The sequence below is a fragment of the Paraburkholderia ginsengisoli NBRC 100965 genome (genome assembly GCF_000739735.1).
Taxonomy (GTDB): Bacteria; Pseudomonadota; Gammaproteobacteria; order Burkholderiales; family Burkholderiaceae; genus Paraburkholderia; species Paraburkholderia ginsengisoli.
This window is the reverse complement of the sequence record NZ_BBJF01000020.1, coordinates 62,718-79,262: the sequence shown is the minus strand read 5'-3', so window position 1 is coordinate 79,262 and position 16,545 is coordinate 62,718. Positions and strand designations below refer to the sequence as shown.

Annotated in this window: 16 protein-coding genes; 5 read left to right on the top strand and 11 right to left on the bottom strand. The window is 63.6% G+C overall.

Annotated features, from left to right (window positions below; all coding sequences use genetic code 11):
* Window positions 1-132: 132 nt before the first annotated feature.
* The 4 genes from BGI01S_RS24625 to BGI01S_RS24610 all read right to left on the bottom strand — a co-directional run bounded on the left by BGI01S_RS24625 (window position 133) and on the right by BGI01S_RS24610 (window position 2,465).
* Window positions 133-1,131 carry an NAD(P)H-dependent glycerol-3-phosphate dehydrogenase gene (locus BGI01S_RS24625; RefSeq protein ID WP_042328784.1) on the bottom strand — a complete coding sequence of 333 codons (999 nt, stop codon included), beginning with the start codon at window positions 1,129-1,131 and terminating at the stop codon, window positions 133-135.
* Between the two features lie 22 nt (window positions 1,132-1,153).
* Entirely contained in the window at window positions 1,154-1,624 is a 471-nt protein-coding gene (gene secB / locus BGI01S_RS24620) for a protein-export chaperone SecB (RefSeq protein WP_042328727.1), read from the bottom strand.
* Window positions 1,625-1,782: 158 nt separating this feature from the next.
* Window positions 1,783-2,043 carry a glutaredoxin 3 gene (gene grxC / locus BGI01S_RS24615; protein ID WP_028199035.1) on the bottom strand — a complete coding sequence of 87 codons (261 nt, stop codon included), beginning with the start codon at window positions 2,041-2,043 and terminating at the stop codon, window positions 1,783-1,785.
* Complete coding sequence (locus BGI01S_RS24610) at window positions 2,040-2,465, bottom strand: rhodanese-like domain-containing protein (protein ID WP_042328783.1); 426 nt, start codon at window positions 2,463-2,465, stop codon at window positions 2,040-2,042. The genes grxC and BGI01S_RS24610 overlap by 4 nt, the downstream gene beginning before the upstream one ends.
* A 137-nt stretch (window positions 2,466-2,602) precedes the next feature.
* On the opposite strand from BGI01S_RS24610, the gene gpmA reads away from it, so the two are divergent.
* The 3 genes from gpmA to BGI01S_RS24595 all read left to right on the top strand — a co-directional run bounded on the left by gpmA (window position 2,603) and on the right by BGI01S_RS24595 (window position 6,160).
* Window positions 2,603-3,349 carry a 2,3-diphosphoglycerate-dependent phosphoglycerate mutase gene (gene gpmA / locus BGI01S_RS24605; protein ID WP_042328726.1) on the top strand — a complete coding sequence of 249 codons (747 nt, stop codon included), beginning with the start codon at window positions 2,603-2,605 and terminating at the stop codon, window positions 3,347-3,349.
* Window positions 3,350-3,657: 308 nt separating this feature from the next.
* Window positions 3,658-5,241 (top strand): S41 family peptidase, encoded by a 1,584-nt coding sequence (locus tag BGI01S_RS24600; protein WP_042328725.1) that lies wholly within the window; start codon window positions 3,658-3,660, stop codon window positions 5,239-5,241.
* Between the two features lie 160 nt (window positions 5,242-5,401).
* Entirely contained in the window at window positions 5,402-6,160 is a 759-nt protein-coding gene (locus BGI01S_RS24595) for a HesA/MoeB/ThiF family protein (RefSeq protein WP_042328724.1), read from the top strand.
* Window positions 6,161-6,251: 91 nt separating this feature from the next.
* Here the strand turns inward: BGI01S_RS24595 and ptsP are convergent, their stop codons facing one another.
* The 7 genes from ptsP to BGI01S_RS24560 all read right to left on the bottom strand — a co-directional run bounded on the left by ptsP (window position 6,252) and on the right by BGI01S_RS24560 (window position 14,024).
* Entirely contained in the window at window positions 6,252-8,000 is a 1,749-nt protein-coding gene (ptsP, locus tag BGI01S_RS24590; protein WP_042328723.1) for a phosphoenolpyruvate--protein phosphotransferase, read from the bottom strand.
* Between the two features lie 303 nt (window positions 8,001-8,303).
* A complete protein-coding gene (locus BGI01S_RS24585; protein WP_007179472.1) occupies window positions 8,304-8,573 on the bottom strand; it encodes an HPr family phosphocarrier protein in 270 nt (89 codons plus the stop codon).
* Window positions 8,574-8,702: 129 nt separating this feature from the next.
* Window positions 8,703-9,230 carry a PTS sugar transporter subunit IIA gene (locus tag BGI01S_RS24580; RefSeq protein WP_042328722.1) on the bottom strand — a complete coding sequence of 176 codons (528 nt, stop codon included), beginning with the start codon at window positions 9,228-9,230 and terminating at the stop codon, window positions 8,703-8,705.
* A 327-nt stretch (window positions 9,231-9,557) separates the two neighbouring features.
* Window positions 9,558-10,514: a glutathione synthase gene (gshB, locus tag BGI01S_RS24575; RefSeq protein WP_042328721.1), complete on the bottom strand. Its 957-nt coding sequence runs from the start codon at window positions 10,512-10,514 to the stop codon at window positions 9,558-9,560.
* A 102-nt stretch (window positions 10,515-10,616) separates the two neighbouring features.
* A complete protein-coding gene (gene gshA / locus BGI01S_RS24570) occupies window positions 10,617-11,906 on the bottom strand; it encodes a glutamate--cysteine ligase (protein WP_042328720.1) in 1,290 nt (429 codons plus the stop codon).
* Window positions 11,907-12,141: 235 nt separating this feature from the next.
* Window positions 12,142-13,641: an ammonium transporter gene (locus BGI01S_RS24565; RefSeq protein ID WP_042328719.1), complete on the bottom strand. Its 1,500-nt coding sequence runs from the start codon at window positions 13,639-13,641 to the stop codon at window positions 12,142-12,144.
* Between the two features lie 44 nt (window positions 13,642-13,685).
* Window positions 13,686-14,024, bottom strand: coding sequence for a P-II family nitrogen regulator (locus BGI01S_RS24560; RefSeq protein WP_006048089.1), 339 nt, complete (start codon window positions 14,022-14,024; stop codon window positions 13,686-13,688).
* Window positions 14,025-14,423: 399 nt separating this feature from the next.
* On the opposite strand from BGI01S_RS24560, the gene BGI01S_RS24555 reads away from it, so the two are divergent.
* Both BGI01S_RS24555 and BGI01S_RS24550 read left to right on the top strand, forming a co-directional pair.
* Window positions 14,424-14,681 (top strand): accessory factor UbiK family protein, encoded by a 258-nt coding sequence (locus tag BGI01S_RS24555; RefSeq protein ID WP_042328718.1) that lies wholly within the window; start codon window positions 14,424-14,426, stop codon window positions 14,679-14,681.
* 120 nt (window positions 14,682-14,801) lie between these two features.
* Window positions 14,802-16,421 (top strand): YifB family Mg chelatase-like AAA ATPase, encoded by a 1,620-nt coding sequence (locus BGI01S_RS24550; protein WP_042328717.1) that lies wholly within the window; start codon window positions 14,802-14,804, stop codon window positions 16,419-16,421.
* Window positions 16,422-16,545 lie beyond the last annotated feature (124 nt).

The following is a 16,545-nucleotide window of genomic DNA, read 5'->3' as shown; positions in this document are numbered from 1 at the left end:
GTAGCGCGCAGACATCGCGTCGTCGAAACAGGCGAACACCACGCGTTCAACGTGCGGCGCGCGCGGCAACGTGTCGAGCGCAAGGGCAGCCGTTCAACGCGTGAGTCGCGCTAAACGGCTGAGAGACAATGCTTATTCAGCTTTGGAATCGCGCCGCAGCAGGGCGCTGACGGCGTCGCGAGGCGCTACACCGTCGAACAGCACGGCGCAAACCGCCTGCGTGATCGGCATCTCGATCGCGTGAGCGCGAGCGATCGCGAGAACCGCTTGCGCACAACGAACGCCTTCGGCCACGTGACCCAGGGCGCCGAGAATATCGTCGAGCGTGCGGCCCGCGGCGAGTTGCACGCCGACTGTACGATTGCGCGACAGGTCGCCGGTGGCGGTCAGGATCAGATCGCCGAGACCGGTCAGCCCGGTGAACGTCTCAGCCCGTCCGCCTAGCGTCACGCCGAGGCGCGTCATTTCAGCCAGCCCACGTGTGACCAGCGCCGCGCGCGCATTGAGACCGAGGCCGAGACCGTCTGCAATACCCGTGGCAATGGCCAGCACGTTTTTCACCGCACCCCCCACCTCCACGCCGACGATGTCGTCGCCGGTATAGATGCGCATGGCGCCGTGATGAAACGCCGCGACCGTGCGTTCGCGGCACGCCGCCGATGCGCTCGCGATCGTCAACGCGACCGGCAAGCCCTGGCCGACTTCGCGCGCGAAGCTCGGACCGGACAGCACGCCATTGCTACGATGTCCCGGCAATTCGGCCGCGACCACCTGATGCGGCAACAACTGCGAATCGGCCTCGAAACCCTTGCACAGCCACACCACGTGCGCCGGCACTTTGCCCGCATCGCGCATCGCCCGGAACAGACCGCGCAGGCCGGCCACGGGCGTCGCCACGACGCACAGAGCGTCGTCGGCGAGCGCGTGCTCGAGCGCCGCGCTCAGGTCCGCTTCGTACTGAAGCGCCGACGGCAAAGCAACGCCCGCCAGATAGCGGGCGTTTTCGTGTGCAGTGGAGAGATCGGCAATGAGCGCGGGCTCGCGCGCCCACAACAGCGTGTCGTGCCGTAAGGCGAGATGGCCGGCGAGGGCCGTGCCCCATGCGCCGGCGCCGAGGACAGCAACCTTCATGGCCGGCACTGCTTGCGACACCTTAGTGCGTGACGCCGTTTTGCGCCGCGCCTTCCTGGCTACCCAACTGCGCGAGGCGTTGCTCGTACAGCGCCTGGAAGTTGATTTCGGCGAGGTGGATCGGCGGGAAGCCGGCGCGGGTGATTGCGTCGGCGATGTTCGAACGCAGGTACGGGAACAGGATCGTCGGGCAGGCGATGCCGACCAGCGGATCGATCTGCTCTGCGGGAATGTTGCGGATGTCGAAAATACCGGCTTGCTTGGCTTCGATCAGGAACGCGACCTTGTCCGACACCTTGGCCGTGACGGTGCCCGTGACGAGGATCTCGAACACAGTGTCGGCGAGGCGCTCGGCCTTCACGTCGACTTCGACTTCGACCGACGGCATTTCCTGCTCGAGGAAAATGGCCGGCGAATTCGGCTGCTCGAGCGACATGTCCTTCAGGTAGATGCGCTGGATGTTGAAGAACGGCTGATTATTCTCGTCGGACATGATGAAGTGATTCCTGATAGGTATGCATGGTGGCGGCCCATGATTGCATGGGTCGCCGGATCGTTGCGGCGCGCCGCCCACCCTCGCGGGGCAGGCGCGCGCCAGCCTGTTTCTTACCCGCCCGTTCGCGCGAACCGCGCAGGGCGGAGCGCGTGTACTCAGGCGGCTTCGAGCAGCGGCATCAAACCGCCCGCGCGATCGAGCGCGGACAGATCATCGTAACCGCCGACATGCGTCTCGCCGATGAACACCTGCGGCACCGTGCGACGACCGGTCCGGGTCATCATCTCCTCACGACGGGCCGGGTCCTTGTCGATCAGTACCTTCTCAACGTGCTCGACGCCGCGCGACTTTAAAAGACGTTCGGCCATCTGGCAATACGGGCACACCTGGGTGCTGTACATGATCACTTTGTTCACTTGGCTGCTCCTTGTTTCACAACCGGCATACCGGCTTTCTGCCACGCGTCGACACCGCCGTCGAGAACGTGGACTTCCGCATATCCCGCATCCTGCACGATACGCGCTGCCTTGTTCGACTGCTGGCCGGTCTGGCAAACCAGCAGCACCGGGTTGCTCTTGTTCTTCACGAGTTGCGCGACCTTCGCCTGCAATTCCGCAAATTCAAGGTGCCGCGCCGAGGGCAGATGACCCTGAGCAAAGTCGGCGGACGAACGAAGATCGATGACCGCCGCATTGCGCCGGTTGATCAGTTGGGTAGCTTCCGCGGCCGACAGGCCACCGCGGCCGCGCCGGCTGATCGTCGGCCACAGCAGCAACCCACCGGAGATGAGGACAATCGCGATCAGTACAAGGTTTGTGTAATCAGTGAAAAACTTCACGGAAAATCCGCCGAAAAAGAGAGAAATCGAAAAGGGCAATCCGCCCATTATAAAATAACCGTCTGACGCGATGGCGGCGCTCCGCTAGAGGAACCTCGCTGCGCTTTACCGCTTCCTTACTACCGACCGGCAATCTCATGTACAAACTCGTTCTCATCCGCCACGGCGAATCGACGTGGAACAAGGAAAACCGCTTCACCGGCTGGGTCGACGTCGACCTTACCGAACAGGGCAACAGTGAAGCGCAGCAGGCGGGCGTGCTGCTGAAGGAATCCGGCTACACGTTCGACATCGCCTACACGTCGGTGCTCAAGCGCGCGATTCGCACGCTGTGGCACGTGCAGGACAAGATGGATCTGATGTACCTGCCAGTGGTGCATTCGTGGCGCCTGAACGAACGCCATTACGGCGCGCTGTCGGGTCTGAACAAGGCGGAAACTGCTGCGAAGTTCGGCGACGAGCAGGTGCTGGTCTGGCGCCGCAGCTACGATACGCCGCCGCCCGCGCTGGAACCGACCGACGAACGCGCGCCGTATGCCGATCCGCGTTACGCCAAGGTGCCGCGCGAACAGCTGCCGCTCACCGAGTGTCTGAAAGACACGGTCGCACGCGTGCTGCCGTTGTGGAACGAGTCGATCGCGCCGGCTATCAAGTCGGGCCGCAAGGTCGTCATCGCCGCGCACGGCAACTCGATCCGCGCGCTGGTCAAGTACCTCGACAATATTTCCGACGACGACATCGTCGGCCTGAATATTCCGAACGGCGTGCCCCTCGTCTATGAGCTCGACGAGAACCTGAAGCCGATCAAGCACTACTATCTGGGCGACCAGGAAGCGATCGCGAAGGCGCAAGCCGCGGTCGCCAAGCAGGGCAAGGCGGGCTGATTCCGCCGAGCCGGCCCCGCGGCCCGTCCGCATCGAACCTGCGGCAACGCCACGGCGCACGGGCCGCGCCATCCGGCAACACGTACCGGTTGGCGTGGCCCGCTTCACTCAACAGCGTCGTTCTGGCCGCCTCTGCGTGTTACGGCACATTACTTCGCTGCCGCGCGCACAATCCCCCGAACCAGCTCTGGTCCGGGCTGTCGAATCACGATTGCCCGCCCTGCCCCCTGAGTAGGCAGGTGTGCAGTTATACTTGTCCGTCCAATTCCTATCGACGCTGCCACGCGCTTCCGACCGCAACAGACTCTATGCGAAAGAACCTGAAAAATATCGGCCTGATTGCCGCGGGCCTTGCTACCGGTGCATTTGCCACCCTGCAACTTTCCGCTTCGGCCCAGCAACCCGCTAGTGCCGCCGCTGCACCCCTGCCGCTAGACCAGCTCAGGCTCTTTGCCGAAGTGTTCGGGCAAATCAAGCACGAATACGTCGAACCGGTTGACGACAAGAAGCTCCTCACCTCCGCGATCAAGGGCATGGTGTCGAGCCTTGACCCGCACTCGTCGTACCTCGACAAGACCGATTACGAAGAACTGCAGGAGCAGACCAAGGGTCGCTTCGCGGGTCTGGGCATCGAGATTTCGTCGGAAGATGGCCTGATCAAGGTGATTTCGCCGATCGAAGACACGCCCGCGTTTCGCGCCGGCATCCGTCCGGGCGACCTGATCACGCGTATCAATGACAAGCCCGTGCGCGGCATGACGCTCGACCAGGCGGTCAAGCAGATGCGCGGCGAGCCGGGCACCAAGGTCACGCTCACGATCTTCCGCAAGTCCGACGACCGCACGTTCCCGCTCACAGTCACGCGCGCGATCATCAAGGTCCAGTCGGTGAAGGGCAAGGTCATTGCGCCGGGATTCGCGTATGTGCGCGTCACCAGCTTCCAGGAACGCACCACGCCTGATCTCGCCGCGAAACTGCAGGACATCGCGCGTCAGGAGCCGAACCTGAAGGGCCTTGTGCTCGATCTGCGCAACAACGGCGGCGGTCTGCTGCAAAGCGCAGTCGGCGTGGCCGGCGCGTTCCTGCCGCCGAATTCGGTGGTGGTGTCGACCAACGGCCAGATTCCCGATTCGAAGCAGGTCTATCGCGACACCTACGACAACTACCGTCTGCAATCCTTCGACAGCGATCCGCTGAAGGACATCCCGGCCATCTTCAAGACCGTGCCGATGGTCGTGCTGACCAACGCGTACTCGGCGTCGGCGTCGGAAATCGTCGCGGGCGCGCTGCAGGACCAGCATCGTGCGTTGATCGTCGGCAAGACCACCTTCGGCAAGGGCTCCGTGCAGACCGTGCGCCCGATGACTGCGGAGACCGCGCTGCGTCTGACCACCGCGTACTACTACACGCCGAGCGGCCGATCGATCCAGAACAAGGGCATCCGTCCTGACATCGCAGTCGATCAATACGCGGAAGGCGATCCGGACGACGCACTCGTGACCCGTGAAGTCGACTACTCGAACCACCTTGCAAACACGCAGGACCCGAACGAGAAGAAGGAAGCGGAACAGCGCGAACAGGAACGCATGGACCAGTTGCGCCAGCTCGAAGAAGCGAACGACAAGAAGACGCCGGAACAGCGTCAGAAGGATCGTGAGCGCAAGCCGGTGGAATTCGGTTCGGCCGACGACTTCATGCTGCAACAGGCGCTCGCCAAGCTCCAGGGCAAGACCGTGCAGGAATCGAAGTCGCTGACCGAGCGCCGTCTCGCGCAGAACAAGCCGGCCACGTCGGCGTCCGCGCCGGTCGCGGTGAAACCGACGCAACCGGTTCCGGGTGCATCGGGCGTGGCGCCCGCCTCGGCACCGGCTCCGGCTACGCAAGGCAAGTAAGCAGCCAGCCCCTGGCGTGTCTTCGCAGCGCCATGCTGCGAAGACACGCTGCAAGACCCGCAACGTGCCCCACCCTTCGCGCGATTAAAATAAGAACACGAAACGCGCGCTGCAGACCGCAAGTCTGCCTCCATTGCGCGACACACTCACGCGCCCCGCCATGAATGACGATCAACTCCTCCGCTACTCCCGCCACATTCTCGTCGACGAAATCGGCATCGAGGCGCAGCAGCGCTTTATCGACGCGCACGCGATCATCGTCGGCGCGGGCGGCTTGGGATCGCCCGCCGCGATGTATCTTGCGGCGGCCGGCGTCGGCCGCCTGACGCTGGTCGATGCCGATACGGTCGACCTGACCAATCTCCAGCGGCAGATCCTGCATGTGAGCGCATCGGTCGGACGCAGGAAGGTGGACTCGGGGCGCGATGCGATCGCGCAGATCAATCCCGAGGTGACAGTAAACGCGGTGGCCGAACGCGTCGACGACGCGTGGCTCGATCGCGAAGTCCCGCATGCGAGCGTCGTGCTCGACTGCACCGATAACTTCGCGACCCGTCACGCGATCAATCGCGCGTGCGTGAAGCACGGCGTGCCGCTGGTATCCGGCGCGGCGTTACGTTTCGACGGTCAGATCAGCACGTTCGATTTCCGTGACGAAACATCGCCCTGCTATGCGTGCGTGTTTCCCGAAGACCAGCCGTTCGAAGAAGTCGCGTGCTCGACGATGGGCGTGTTCGCGCCGACGGTCGGCATCATCGGCTCGATGCAGGCCGCCGAAGCGCTCAAGGTGATCGGGGCAATCGGCACCGCCCTAACGGGCCGCCTGGTGATGCTCGATTCGCTGCGGATGGAATGGAACACGATGCGCATCGCGCGCCAGCCGGATTGCCCGGTGTGCGGGCAATCGCATCGCGCTTGAGGTCGGTGCCCAGCAACAGACGCTGAACGAAGAAACGCCGCACATGTGCGGCGTTTTTTTCATACAAAGAAGCCCGCCACGCGCTCGGCGTTCAAGCCAGCGCGACCCGCTTCAGCGCGGCCTGCACTTCTTCCGGTTCAAACGAAGCGAGCACGTCGGCTACCGGCTTCTCCAGCGTCTTCAGATGCGAGCGCAGCACCTCCTGCTTGACCACCAGCAGTTGGCTCGGGTGCATCGAAAACTCGGTGAGACCCATGCCGAGCAGCAGACGCGTCAACGTCGGATCCCCCGCCATCTCGCCGCACACCGACACCGGCACGCCCGCGCGCTTCGCCTCGCGCAGCGTAAAGGCGATCAGATGCAGCACCGCGGGATGCAACGGGTCGTACAAATGCGCGACCGCATTGTCCGCGCGATCGATTGCCAGCGTGTACTGGATCAGATCGTTGGTGCCGATCGACAGAAAGTCGAGCCGCTTCAGGAACAGCGGCAATGCGATGGCGGCCGCCGGAATCTCGATCATCGCGCCGACCTGCACGTTCGGATCGTAGGCGATGCCCGCGTCGTCAAGTTGACGCTTGGCCTCGCGAATCAGATCGAGCGTCTGGTCGATTTCCTGCGCGTGCGCGAGCATCGGAATCAGAATCTTCACCGTGCCGAACACCGACGCGCGCAAAATCGCGCGCAACTGCGTCAGGAACATCTGCGGCTCAGACAGACTCCAGCGAATCGCTCGAAGTCCCAACGCGGGATTTGCAGCGGTCTCGTAGCCGTCGCCGCCGTTCATCGAATCGAGCGGCTTGTCCGCGCCGACGTCGATGGTGCGGATCGTGACCGGCAAGCCATTCATCAACTCGACCGCCCGGCGGTACGCAGCGAACTGCTCCTCCTCTTCGGGCAAGCGGTCCTTGTGATTCATGAACAGGAACTCGGTACGGAACAGGCCCACGCCGGCCGCACCGGAGTTGACCGCCGCGCGAGCGTCTTCCGGCAACTCGATGTTTGCGCACAGCTCGATGCGCGTGCCGCACAGGGTTTGCGTCGGCGAAAACTTCAGGCGCTGCAGCTTGCGCTGCTCCAGCTCTTTTTCGCTTTGCCGGTACGAGTATTCCTCCAGCACGATCGGCGCGGGATCGACGATCACGATGCCGTGATCGCCGTCGACGATGATCAGGTCGTCCTGACGGATCAACGCGCTCGCATGCTGCACGCCGACCGCGGCCGGAATGCCCAAGCTGCGCGCGACGATCGCCGTGTGCGACGTGCGGCCGCCCAGGTCCGTGACGAAACCTTGAAACGTCTGTGTCTTGAACTGCATCATGTCGGCCGGCGCGATGTCGTGCGCGACCACGATCATCTCGTCGCACGCGCCGTGCACGCCATCCACCAGCGCCGCCGACGCACCCGCAAGCGCCTTCAGCACGCGCTCCACCACCTGCTCGATGTCGGCTTTGCGTTCGCGCAGGTACTCGTCTTCGATGTCGTCGAAATGGCGCGACAGGCGCTCGAGCTGTTCGGTCAGCGCCCACTCCACGTTGTAGCGGCGCGTGCGGATCAGGTCGATGGTTTCCTGCACGAGCATTGCATCGTTCAGGATCATTGAATGAACATTGATGAACGCGCCCATTTCGCTGGGCGCGTCCGCGGCGAGATCGGCGCGCAGCGTGTCGAGCTCCCGATGCACGTGTTGCTGAGCCGCGCGAAAACGCTCCACCTCGCCCTCGATCTGGGCGGGTTCGATCAGATAGTGGTCTACGTCAAGTGCTGCCGGGGCGATCAGATAGGCCCGCCCGATGGCGATACCGCGTGACACGGGAATTCCATGCAGCGTGAAGGACACGCGCACCTCCTCTAGTTGTGTGATGCCGCGGCAAACCGCTGCAATGCTCTCAGACTCTGTTCGTCATTATAAATTCCGCGCCCTCCGCGGATACGTCAGGACTATGTGCAGCGCAGCACGAATTGTCGTAATCAACACGACAATGCGCCTTCAGCATGCTTGCGTTCCGGCGACATCGCTCACGTTTCTATGCGCCCGACAGCACATCGGCTCCCGCGTGCCTCGCTGTCCATTGTTGCGCGCTAAAAAAAACGCCGCGGACAACCGCGGCGTTGATGCTCACTGAAACGTGCGCGCGCTACTTCACTGGCCCTCGCCGAATTTATCGGCAATCAGTTTCAACAATGCGTCCATCGCTTCTTTTTCGTCGGCGCCTTCCGTTTCGATCAGCACCGTGCTGCCGATGCCCGCGGCCAGCATCATCACGCCCATGATGCTCTTCGCATTGATGCGGCGGCCATTGCGGCTCATCCAGATTTCCGCCTGGTAGTTGCCCGCGAGTTGCGTCAACTTGGCCGACGCGCGTGCGTGCAGCCCCAGCTTGTTCACAATAGTCGTTTCCTGTTGCAGCATGATGGTCCGAAGCGCGGGTAAATGTGGTTGTGAAAGGTGAAACTGCAAACCAGTTGCACTGCGTTTGAGGCCCTGGGTTTGAAGCCCCAGGCCTTCTTGAGCTTGAACGTCGAGCCGCCTGCGCGCAGCCTACAAACCGGCGGCGTCGGTCTTCTGGGTCAGATCGGCGTCGGCAGGCAGCGCGGGCAGACAGTCGCCGGGCGCCGCATCGGGCGGCAATGCCGGCAAGCACTCGCTGACGGCCGCCGCACATGCCGCCGGCGCGGGCGTTGCGGGTCCGATTGCATGCACGCCCTTGGTCGCGCCCGCGAGCGCCTTGTCGACCAGCGTGTCGAGCGGCGTCGCGCGATAACAGACCGCGCGCACCAGCATCGGCAAATTGACGCCGCACAGCACGCGCACATTCGGCAGCGTGGCGAGCCGGCCCGCGATATTCGCGGGGGTCGCGCCGAACATATCCGTGAGCACGAGCGCGCCGTTGTCTTCCTTCAGACGCTCGATTTCCGAGTTCGCGAACTCGACCTGTTGCACGGGATCGCAATCGGGCGATACGTCGATCACCCCGATGCGAGCCGGCAAGCCACCGTAGATGTGCGAAATGCAATCGCGCAACGCGGTGGCGAACGGAGCGTGCGCAATGATCAGAATGCCTGCCATGTCAGCCTTACTGCAAAAGAACGGCCCTGAACCGTGGACCGGGACGAAGCCCGGTTCGTCAGCGCCCTCGACCGGCCGTAGGTCATGAGAGCCGGAACGCATCATTTGACGAGCGGCTCTCCCGGCGCCATGCCGGCGCCACCGGGGAAATTGCTCGCTCACCGTCCGCCATCCGTGCCGAAAACCTCTGCGGGAGGCCACCGAACCGGCTTGGCGCGGAAGAGCGGGCATTGTATCAGGCTCATTTTCGCGCCAAAGCCGGCGCTGCGCTTGATGCGGATTTACTACACAGGTTGGGGGGTATGGCAGGCATTCAAGGGCTGCACGTCAGGCCGCCGCGCGCTCCAGCGCGTCGATGAACATCGCGGCGACGTCAAAGCCGGTCTGGTCCATGATCTCGCGAAAACACGTCGGGCTCGTCACGTTGACTTCGGTCAGCCAGTCGCCGATCGCGTCCAGCCCGACCAGCAGCAAACCGCGCGCGGCCAGCACCGGCGCGAGCGTGTCGGCGATCTTGCGATCGTGCTCGCTGAGCGGACGCGCGACGCCAAGCCCACCGGCCGCCAGATTGCCGCGCACTTCGTTGCCCTGAGGAATACGCGCGAGCGAAAAAGGCACAGCTTCGCCGCCGATCAGCAAGATGCGTTTGTCACCGTCCTTGATTTCGGGGATGAACTTTTGCGCCATCACCGAGCGCGCACCGTCGTGGCTCAGCATTTCGATGATCGAGCCGAGGTTCATGCCATCGGCTTTCACACGGAACACGCCCATGCCGCCCATGCCGTCGAGCGGCTTGAGGATCACGTCGCCGTGCTGTTCATGGAACGCACGCAGACGCGACGCGTCGCGCGTGACCAGCGTGGGCGTGACGAACTGCGCGAACTCGCCGATCGCGAGCTTCTCCGAATGGTCGCGAATCGCCTGCGGCTTGTTGAAGATGCGCGCGCCGCCGCGCTCGGCCATTTCGAGCAGCCACGTCGACGTCACGTATTCCATGTCGAACGGCGGGTCCTTGCGCATCACGACCGCGCTGAAGCTCTTCAGCGCGCGGGGCGCGGCCGCGTCGGCGGCGTGCCACTCGTCGCGATGCAGATCGGTCACGTCGCCGGTGATTGCAATCCGCTGCACGTTCGCTTCGACGTCGCCGCCCGTCCACGCCAGATGCTTCGGCTCGCATGTGTACACCACATGCCCGCGACGCGCGGCTTCGGCCATCATCGCGTAAGTCGAATCTTTGTAGATCTTGAACTGGGAAAGCGGATCGGCGATGAAAAGAATGTCCATGAGGGTCCCGGTGCGCCCTGAAGCGCTTGGCATTGATCGTCAATAGTGTGGTTAAAAATGGCGATGGCGGCACGTGTGCCGCCATCGACCACCCTGGGTGGCTTAAACCTGGATCGCTTCCGGATCGGTCTTTTCCAGTTCGACCGATGCGGCCAGCAGCCCGAGCCGCGCCACCACGCCATACATGTAGAAGCGGTTCGGCGGCGCCGCGCCGGGCTTCGCGTGCGCATCCGGCAGCGCCGTGTGCTCGAAGCCGAGCGGCACGAAGTGCATGCCGGGCGCGTTCAGGTTCTGGTCGCGCTCGCGACTGCCATGCACACGGTAAAAGCCGCCGACTACATAGCGGTCGATCATGTAGACGACCGGCTCGGCGACTTCCTCACCGATGCGCTCGAACGTGTACACGCCTTCCTGCACGATCACGTCATGGACTTCGAGGCCGTCCTTCGTGGCCGCCATCTTCGCGCGTTCGCGCTTGGTAAGCGCGGCCACTTCCGACGCGTCGTGCACGGTCATCACACCCATGCCATAAGTGCCCGCGTCCGACTTGATGACGACATACGGCTTCTCGGAGATGCCGTACTCGCGGTACTTCTTCGCGATCTTCTTGAGCACGCCGTCGATCGCGTCCGCCAGCGCTTCCTCGCCGGTGCGCTCCTGGAAATCGACGCCTTCGACGTGCGCGAAGTACGGATTGATCATCCACGGATCGATTTCGACCATCTTCGCGAACTTCTTCGCGACGTCGTCATAGCAGGAAAAGTGTGTCGATTTGCGGCGCACCGCCCAGCCCGCATGCAACGGCGGCAGCAGATACTGCTCATGCAGATTTTCGAGTATCGGCGGAATGCCACCCGACAGATCGTTGTTCAGCAGGATCGAGCACGGGTCGAAATTCTTCAGGCCGAGACGGCGCTGCGAGCGTTCGAGCGGTTCGAGCACCAGCTTCTGGCCGTCCGACAGTGCGATCGTAACCGGGCCGTTGATGCTTTCGTCGAGCGTGCCGAAACGCACGTTCAGGCCAGCCTGGCGCATGATCGCGGCGAGACGGGCGACGTTCTCGAGATAAAACGCGTTGCGCGTGTGGCGCTCGGGAATCACCAGCAGATTTTTCGCGTCCGGGCAGATCTTCTCGATCGACGCCATCGCGGCCTGCACGGCGAGCGGCAGCACTTCCTGCGGCAAATTGTTGAATGCGCCGGGGAACAGATTGGTGTCGACCGGCGCGAGCTTGAAACCCGCATTACGCAGATCGACGGAACAGTAGAACGGCGGCGTGTGCTCCTGCCATTCGAGCCGGAACCAGCGTTCGATGGCGGGCGTGGCGTCGAGGATCTTCCGCTCGAGGTCGAGCAGCGGGCCGTTTAACGCCGTAACTAGGTGCGGAACCATTGATCACTCGCAGACTGGAGAAAAAAGATTGTAGAGCAAATGCTTTGCCCATTTGGGGACGGTTTCTCCATTCGCAAGCATGCGCGAATGCATTCTCGCTATTTCGATCATAGGCGGGGGAAACTGCCGTTTTCAAGATAGCCCGCAAGAAAAAAGCCCGCCATGAAGGCGGGCCAAATCGCTGCGCTTAATCGTGATCCAGCGAGCCCGGGAGCGCGGGCTCGCCAAACTTCCCTTATTCGACGTGCTCGCCGTGCAGGCTCACGTCCAGACCTTCGCGTTCCTGTTCTTCCGTCACGCGGATGCCCATCACCATGTCGATGATCTTCAGCAGGACGTAGCTCACCACACCGCTGTAGATCAGCGTCGTCAGCACGCCCTTGGCTTGCACGATGATGCTGCCGTCCGCGCCGCCGATGTCCTTCACTGCGAACACGCCGGTCAGGAGCGCACCCACGATACCGCCGATGCAGTGCACGCCGAACGCGTCGAGCGAGTCGTCGTAACCGAGCTTGTGCTTGAGCCACGTGGCCGACCAGAAGCAGACCACGCCTGCGACGATGCCGATCACCAGCGCGCCGAGCGTGCCGACGAAGCCCGAAGCCGGCGTAATCGCGACCAGCCCCGCCACTGCGCCCGACACGATGCCGAGCACCGACGGCTTACCCTTTGCCGCCCATTCGGCGAACATCCACGCGAGCGCCGCTGCCGCGGTCGCCACTTGCGTGGCGAACATCGCGAAACCGGCACGGCCGTCAGCCGCCACCGCCGAACCCGCGTTGAAGCCGAACCAGCCCACCCACAGCATTGCGCCACCGATCAGCGTGAGCGTGAGGTTGTGCGGAGCCATCGCTTCCTTGCCGTAGCCGACACGCTTGCCGAGCACTAGCGCGCAAACCAGCGCCGCGATACCGGCGTTGATGTGCACCACCGTGCCGCCCGCGAAGTCGAGGATGCCTGCGCTAGCCAGCCAGCCGGTCGGTTCCCAGACCATGTGAGCGATCGGCGAGTAGACGATGATCGACCACAGCGTCATGAACACCAGCATCGCGGAGAACTTCATACGGTCGGCAAACGCGCCCGTAATCAGCGCCGGCGTGATGATCGCGAACGTCATCTGATAGACGAAATAGACCGTTTCCGGGATCGTCGGGGCCAGGTGGCTGACGGTCAGCGTCGTGGCCTTGTCGCCCTTGATGTAGTTCATGCCGGCCATGAAGACGCGCGAGAAGCCGCCGATGAACGAGCCGCCCGGCGTGAAGGCGAGGCTGTAGCCCACCACAGTCCAGATGATCGTCACGAGGCAGGTGATCGCGAAGCTTTGCATCAGCGTCGCGAGCACGTTCTTCTTGCGGACCATGCCGCCGTAGAACAGCGCGAGACCCGGAATCGTCATGAACAGCACGAGCGCCGTGGAGGTCAGCATCCAGGCGGTGTCGCCCGAGTTGATCTTCGACGAATCGACCGAGAACGGCGCAGTCGGGGCTGCCGGTGCGGCGGCGGCCGCAGCCGATGCATCAGCCGGTGCCGAAGCTGCTGCGTTCGCGGTTCCTGCGGTGGCATCCGGGGCCGACGCGGCGGCTGCGGGGGCCGACGCATCTGGCGCCGGGGCGCTGGCCGTCGTATCGGGCGCCGAGGCGGCGGCGGGAGCGGAAGCGTCGTCCGCGAGGGCGGAGCCGACACCGCCCGCGAGCAGCGAACCGGCCATCAGCAGGGACATCAATAATTTGCGCATCTTTCGTTTCCTCTTATCGCTATCTGTGTCGCTATCTTTTCGTATTACAGAGCGTCCGCGCCGGTTTCCCCGGTGCGAATCCGGATCACCTGTTCGATCGGCGTGACGAAGATCTTGCCGTCGCCGATCTTGCCGGTGCGCGCCGCGCGTTCGAGCGCCTCGATCGCCTGGTCGACGATATCGTCTGAGACGGCCGCCTCGATCTTCACTTTCGGCAGGAAGTCGACGACATATTCAGCACCCCGATACAGTTCCGTGTGGCCCTTCTGCCGGCCGAAGCCCTTGACTTCGGTCACCGTGATGCCCGAGACGCCGATGGCCGACAAGGCTTCGCGTGCCTCATCGAGCTTGAACGGCTTGATGATTGCGGTAATGAGCTTCATGAAATCCCTCGCTAAGTTGCGTAACCCGTTGCGTAACCCGTTTTGCGTACCCGTAACCCGTTCGCGTGGTCTCGTCCCTCTGCCGGTGAAAATGCGTCCGACAGTGCGCGCGGGGCAGTAACAGCAACTCGCATGCCATGTTGTGTCAGACTGCGCACCGCGCGCGTCACGAAAGGCGCTCAAGCGACCTTGGCCGGATGGCTAACGTTGCCGGGGCACGCTGGCGCGGCGTATGGATCGTTGCTAGAGTGTTCGAAGGTTTTGAACGCGAAGCCGCGCACCAAAGGCGCCCATGCCGTAGCGGCGCGCAGGCGGGCACGCACCAAGAGAGCCCATGCGCGGCGACAAGGCACAGGCGTAACGAAATATGCACATTTTTTGTGCACAAAGGGGAACACCATGAGACAACCCAACGATGTTTTTAACGACTTCCAGGCTCGCATGAGCGAGTTGTTCAAGAACTCGCCGGCCAAAGATGTCGAACGCAACGTCAAAGCCATGCTATCGCAGGGCTTTTCGAAACTCGACCTGGTCACGCGCGAGGAATTCGATACGCAGACCCAGGTCCTGGTGCGGACCCGCGCGCGCCTTGAAGAGCTGGAGCGCCGCGTCGCTGAGCTCGAACAGAAGCTGCCGGTCGCCACGACGACGCCGTAACGCGCCGGTCGCCGCGCACTAGCCGCGCAGTGCTGCACATCACAGGCAAGCGAGCCGTGACGTCATCAGCGTTTTAGGGGACTCGCGCGCGCCCGAGCGCGCGGTCCGACGGGAGAAAACATGTCGCTTGCCGTGGTGCGCAGTCGCGCGCCGGCCTCTGGCCGCGCGCCCGAAGTAACCGTCGAGGTTCACCTCGCGAACGGATTACCCTCTTTTTCGATCGTCGGCCTTCCTGATCTGGAAGTGCGCGAAAGCCGCGAGCGCGTGCGCGCGGCGCTGCAAAATTGCGGCTTCGATTTCCCCGTCCGACGCATCACCGTCAATCTCGCGCCCGCCGACCTGCCGAAGGAATCCGGCCGCTTCGACCTGCCGATCGCATTGGGCATCCTCGCGGCGAGCGGGCAGATTCCCGCGGAATCCTTGCTGCATCGGGAGTTTGCTGGGGAGCTCTCGTTGACCGGCGCGCTGCGGCCCATGCGCGGCGCTTTCGCGATGGCGTGCGGAACGGCGCGCAGTGCTACGCCTCGGAGCGGTGAAGGTGGCGGCGATGGTGGAGGCGCCACGGTGGCCACGACCCATGGCGTACTTGCGGCGGCCGACCCGATCCCCCCCGAGCGTACGCCGCAGCTCTATCTTCCCGCCGCCAGCGCGGCGGAAGCGGCGCTCGTGCCGGGCGTCGACGTCTACGGCGCCGCCGATCTACCGTCGCTCTGCGCTCACCTGGCCGGAACTCCGGACGCAAAGCTGGCCCCAGTCGCCGCGCCGGACCTTGCCGACAGCGCGCCCGCCGCCGTGCCCGATATGGCCGATGTGATCGGCCAGCGCGCCGCGCGTCGTGCTCTTGAAGTTGCCGCGGCCGGTGGCCATCACGTGTTGCTGATCGGTCCGCCCGGCGCGGGCAAATCGATGCTCGCCGCTCGCTTGCCAAGCCTGTTGCCGCCAATGACCGACGACGAGGCGCTCAGCTCCGCCGCTCTGCTGTCCGCCAGTCGGGCGGGCTTCACTCCGTCGCAGTGGCGGCAGCGCCCGTTTCGTGCGCCACATCACTCATCGAGCGCGGCGGCGCTGGTCGGTGGGCGCAATCCGCCGCAACCCGGCGAGATCACGTTGGCACATCTGGGCGTACTGTTTTTGGACGAATTGCCCGAATTCGATCGCGATGTCCTGGAAACGCTGCGCGAACCGCTCGAAGCCGGTCGCATCACGATCTCGCGCGCCGCCTTGCAGGCGGATTTTCCGGCCGCCTGCCAATTGATCGCCGCGATGAACCCGTGCCCGTGTGGATGGCGTGGTGACCCCGGCGGACGCTGCCGCTGTACGCCGGAGATCGCGGCGCGCTATCTGCGCAAGCTATCCGGTCCATTGCTCGACCGGATCGATATTCAGTTGGAGATTCCCGCACTTACGCCGGCCGAACTGGCGGCTCGATCGGCGACCACCGGCGAAACGAGCGCGGCGATCGCCCGACGCGTTAGCGCCGCCCGCGAGCGGCAATTGCTGCGCCAAGGCAAAACCAATCGCGAACTGGGTGGACGGGAGGCGGACGAGGTCTGCCGCCCTGACGCCGCGGGAGAAGCGCTACTGCGCGAAGCCGGCGAGCGCTTCGGCTGGTCAGCGCGTGCTTACTATCGGGTGTTGAAGGTCGCGCGCAGCATCGCCGATCTTGCCGGCGCCGCCATGCCAAGCGCCGCGCAGATCGCCGAAGCGATCCAATATCGGCGCGCTTTTGGCTCGTTGTGAGGAGAAAAATATGCTGTCAAGACTTGACTTATGCACATGCGCGAGCTCCTGATAGATTTTGATACATCTGAAAGCCGCATCGAAGGCCACGCCGCAAAGCCATTGATTTAATTGATATTTTTAA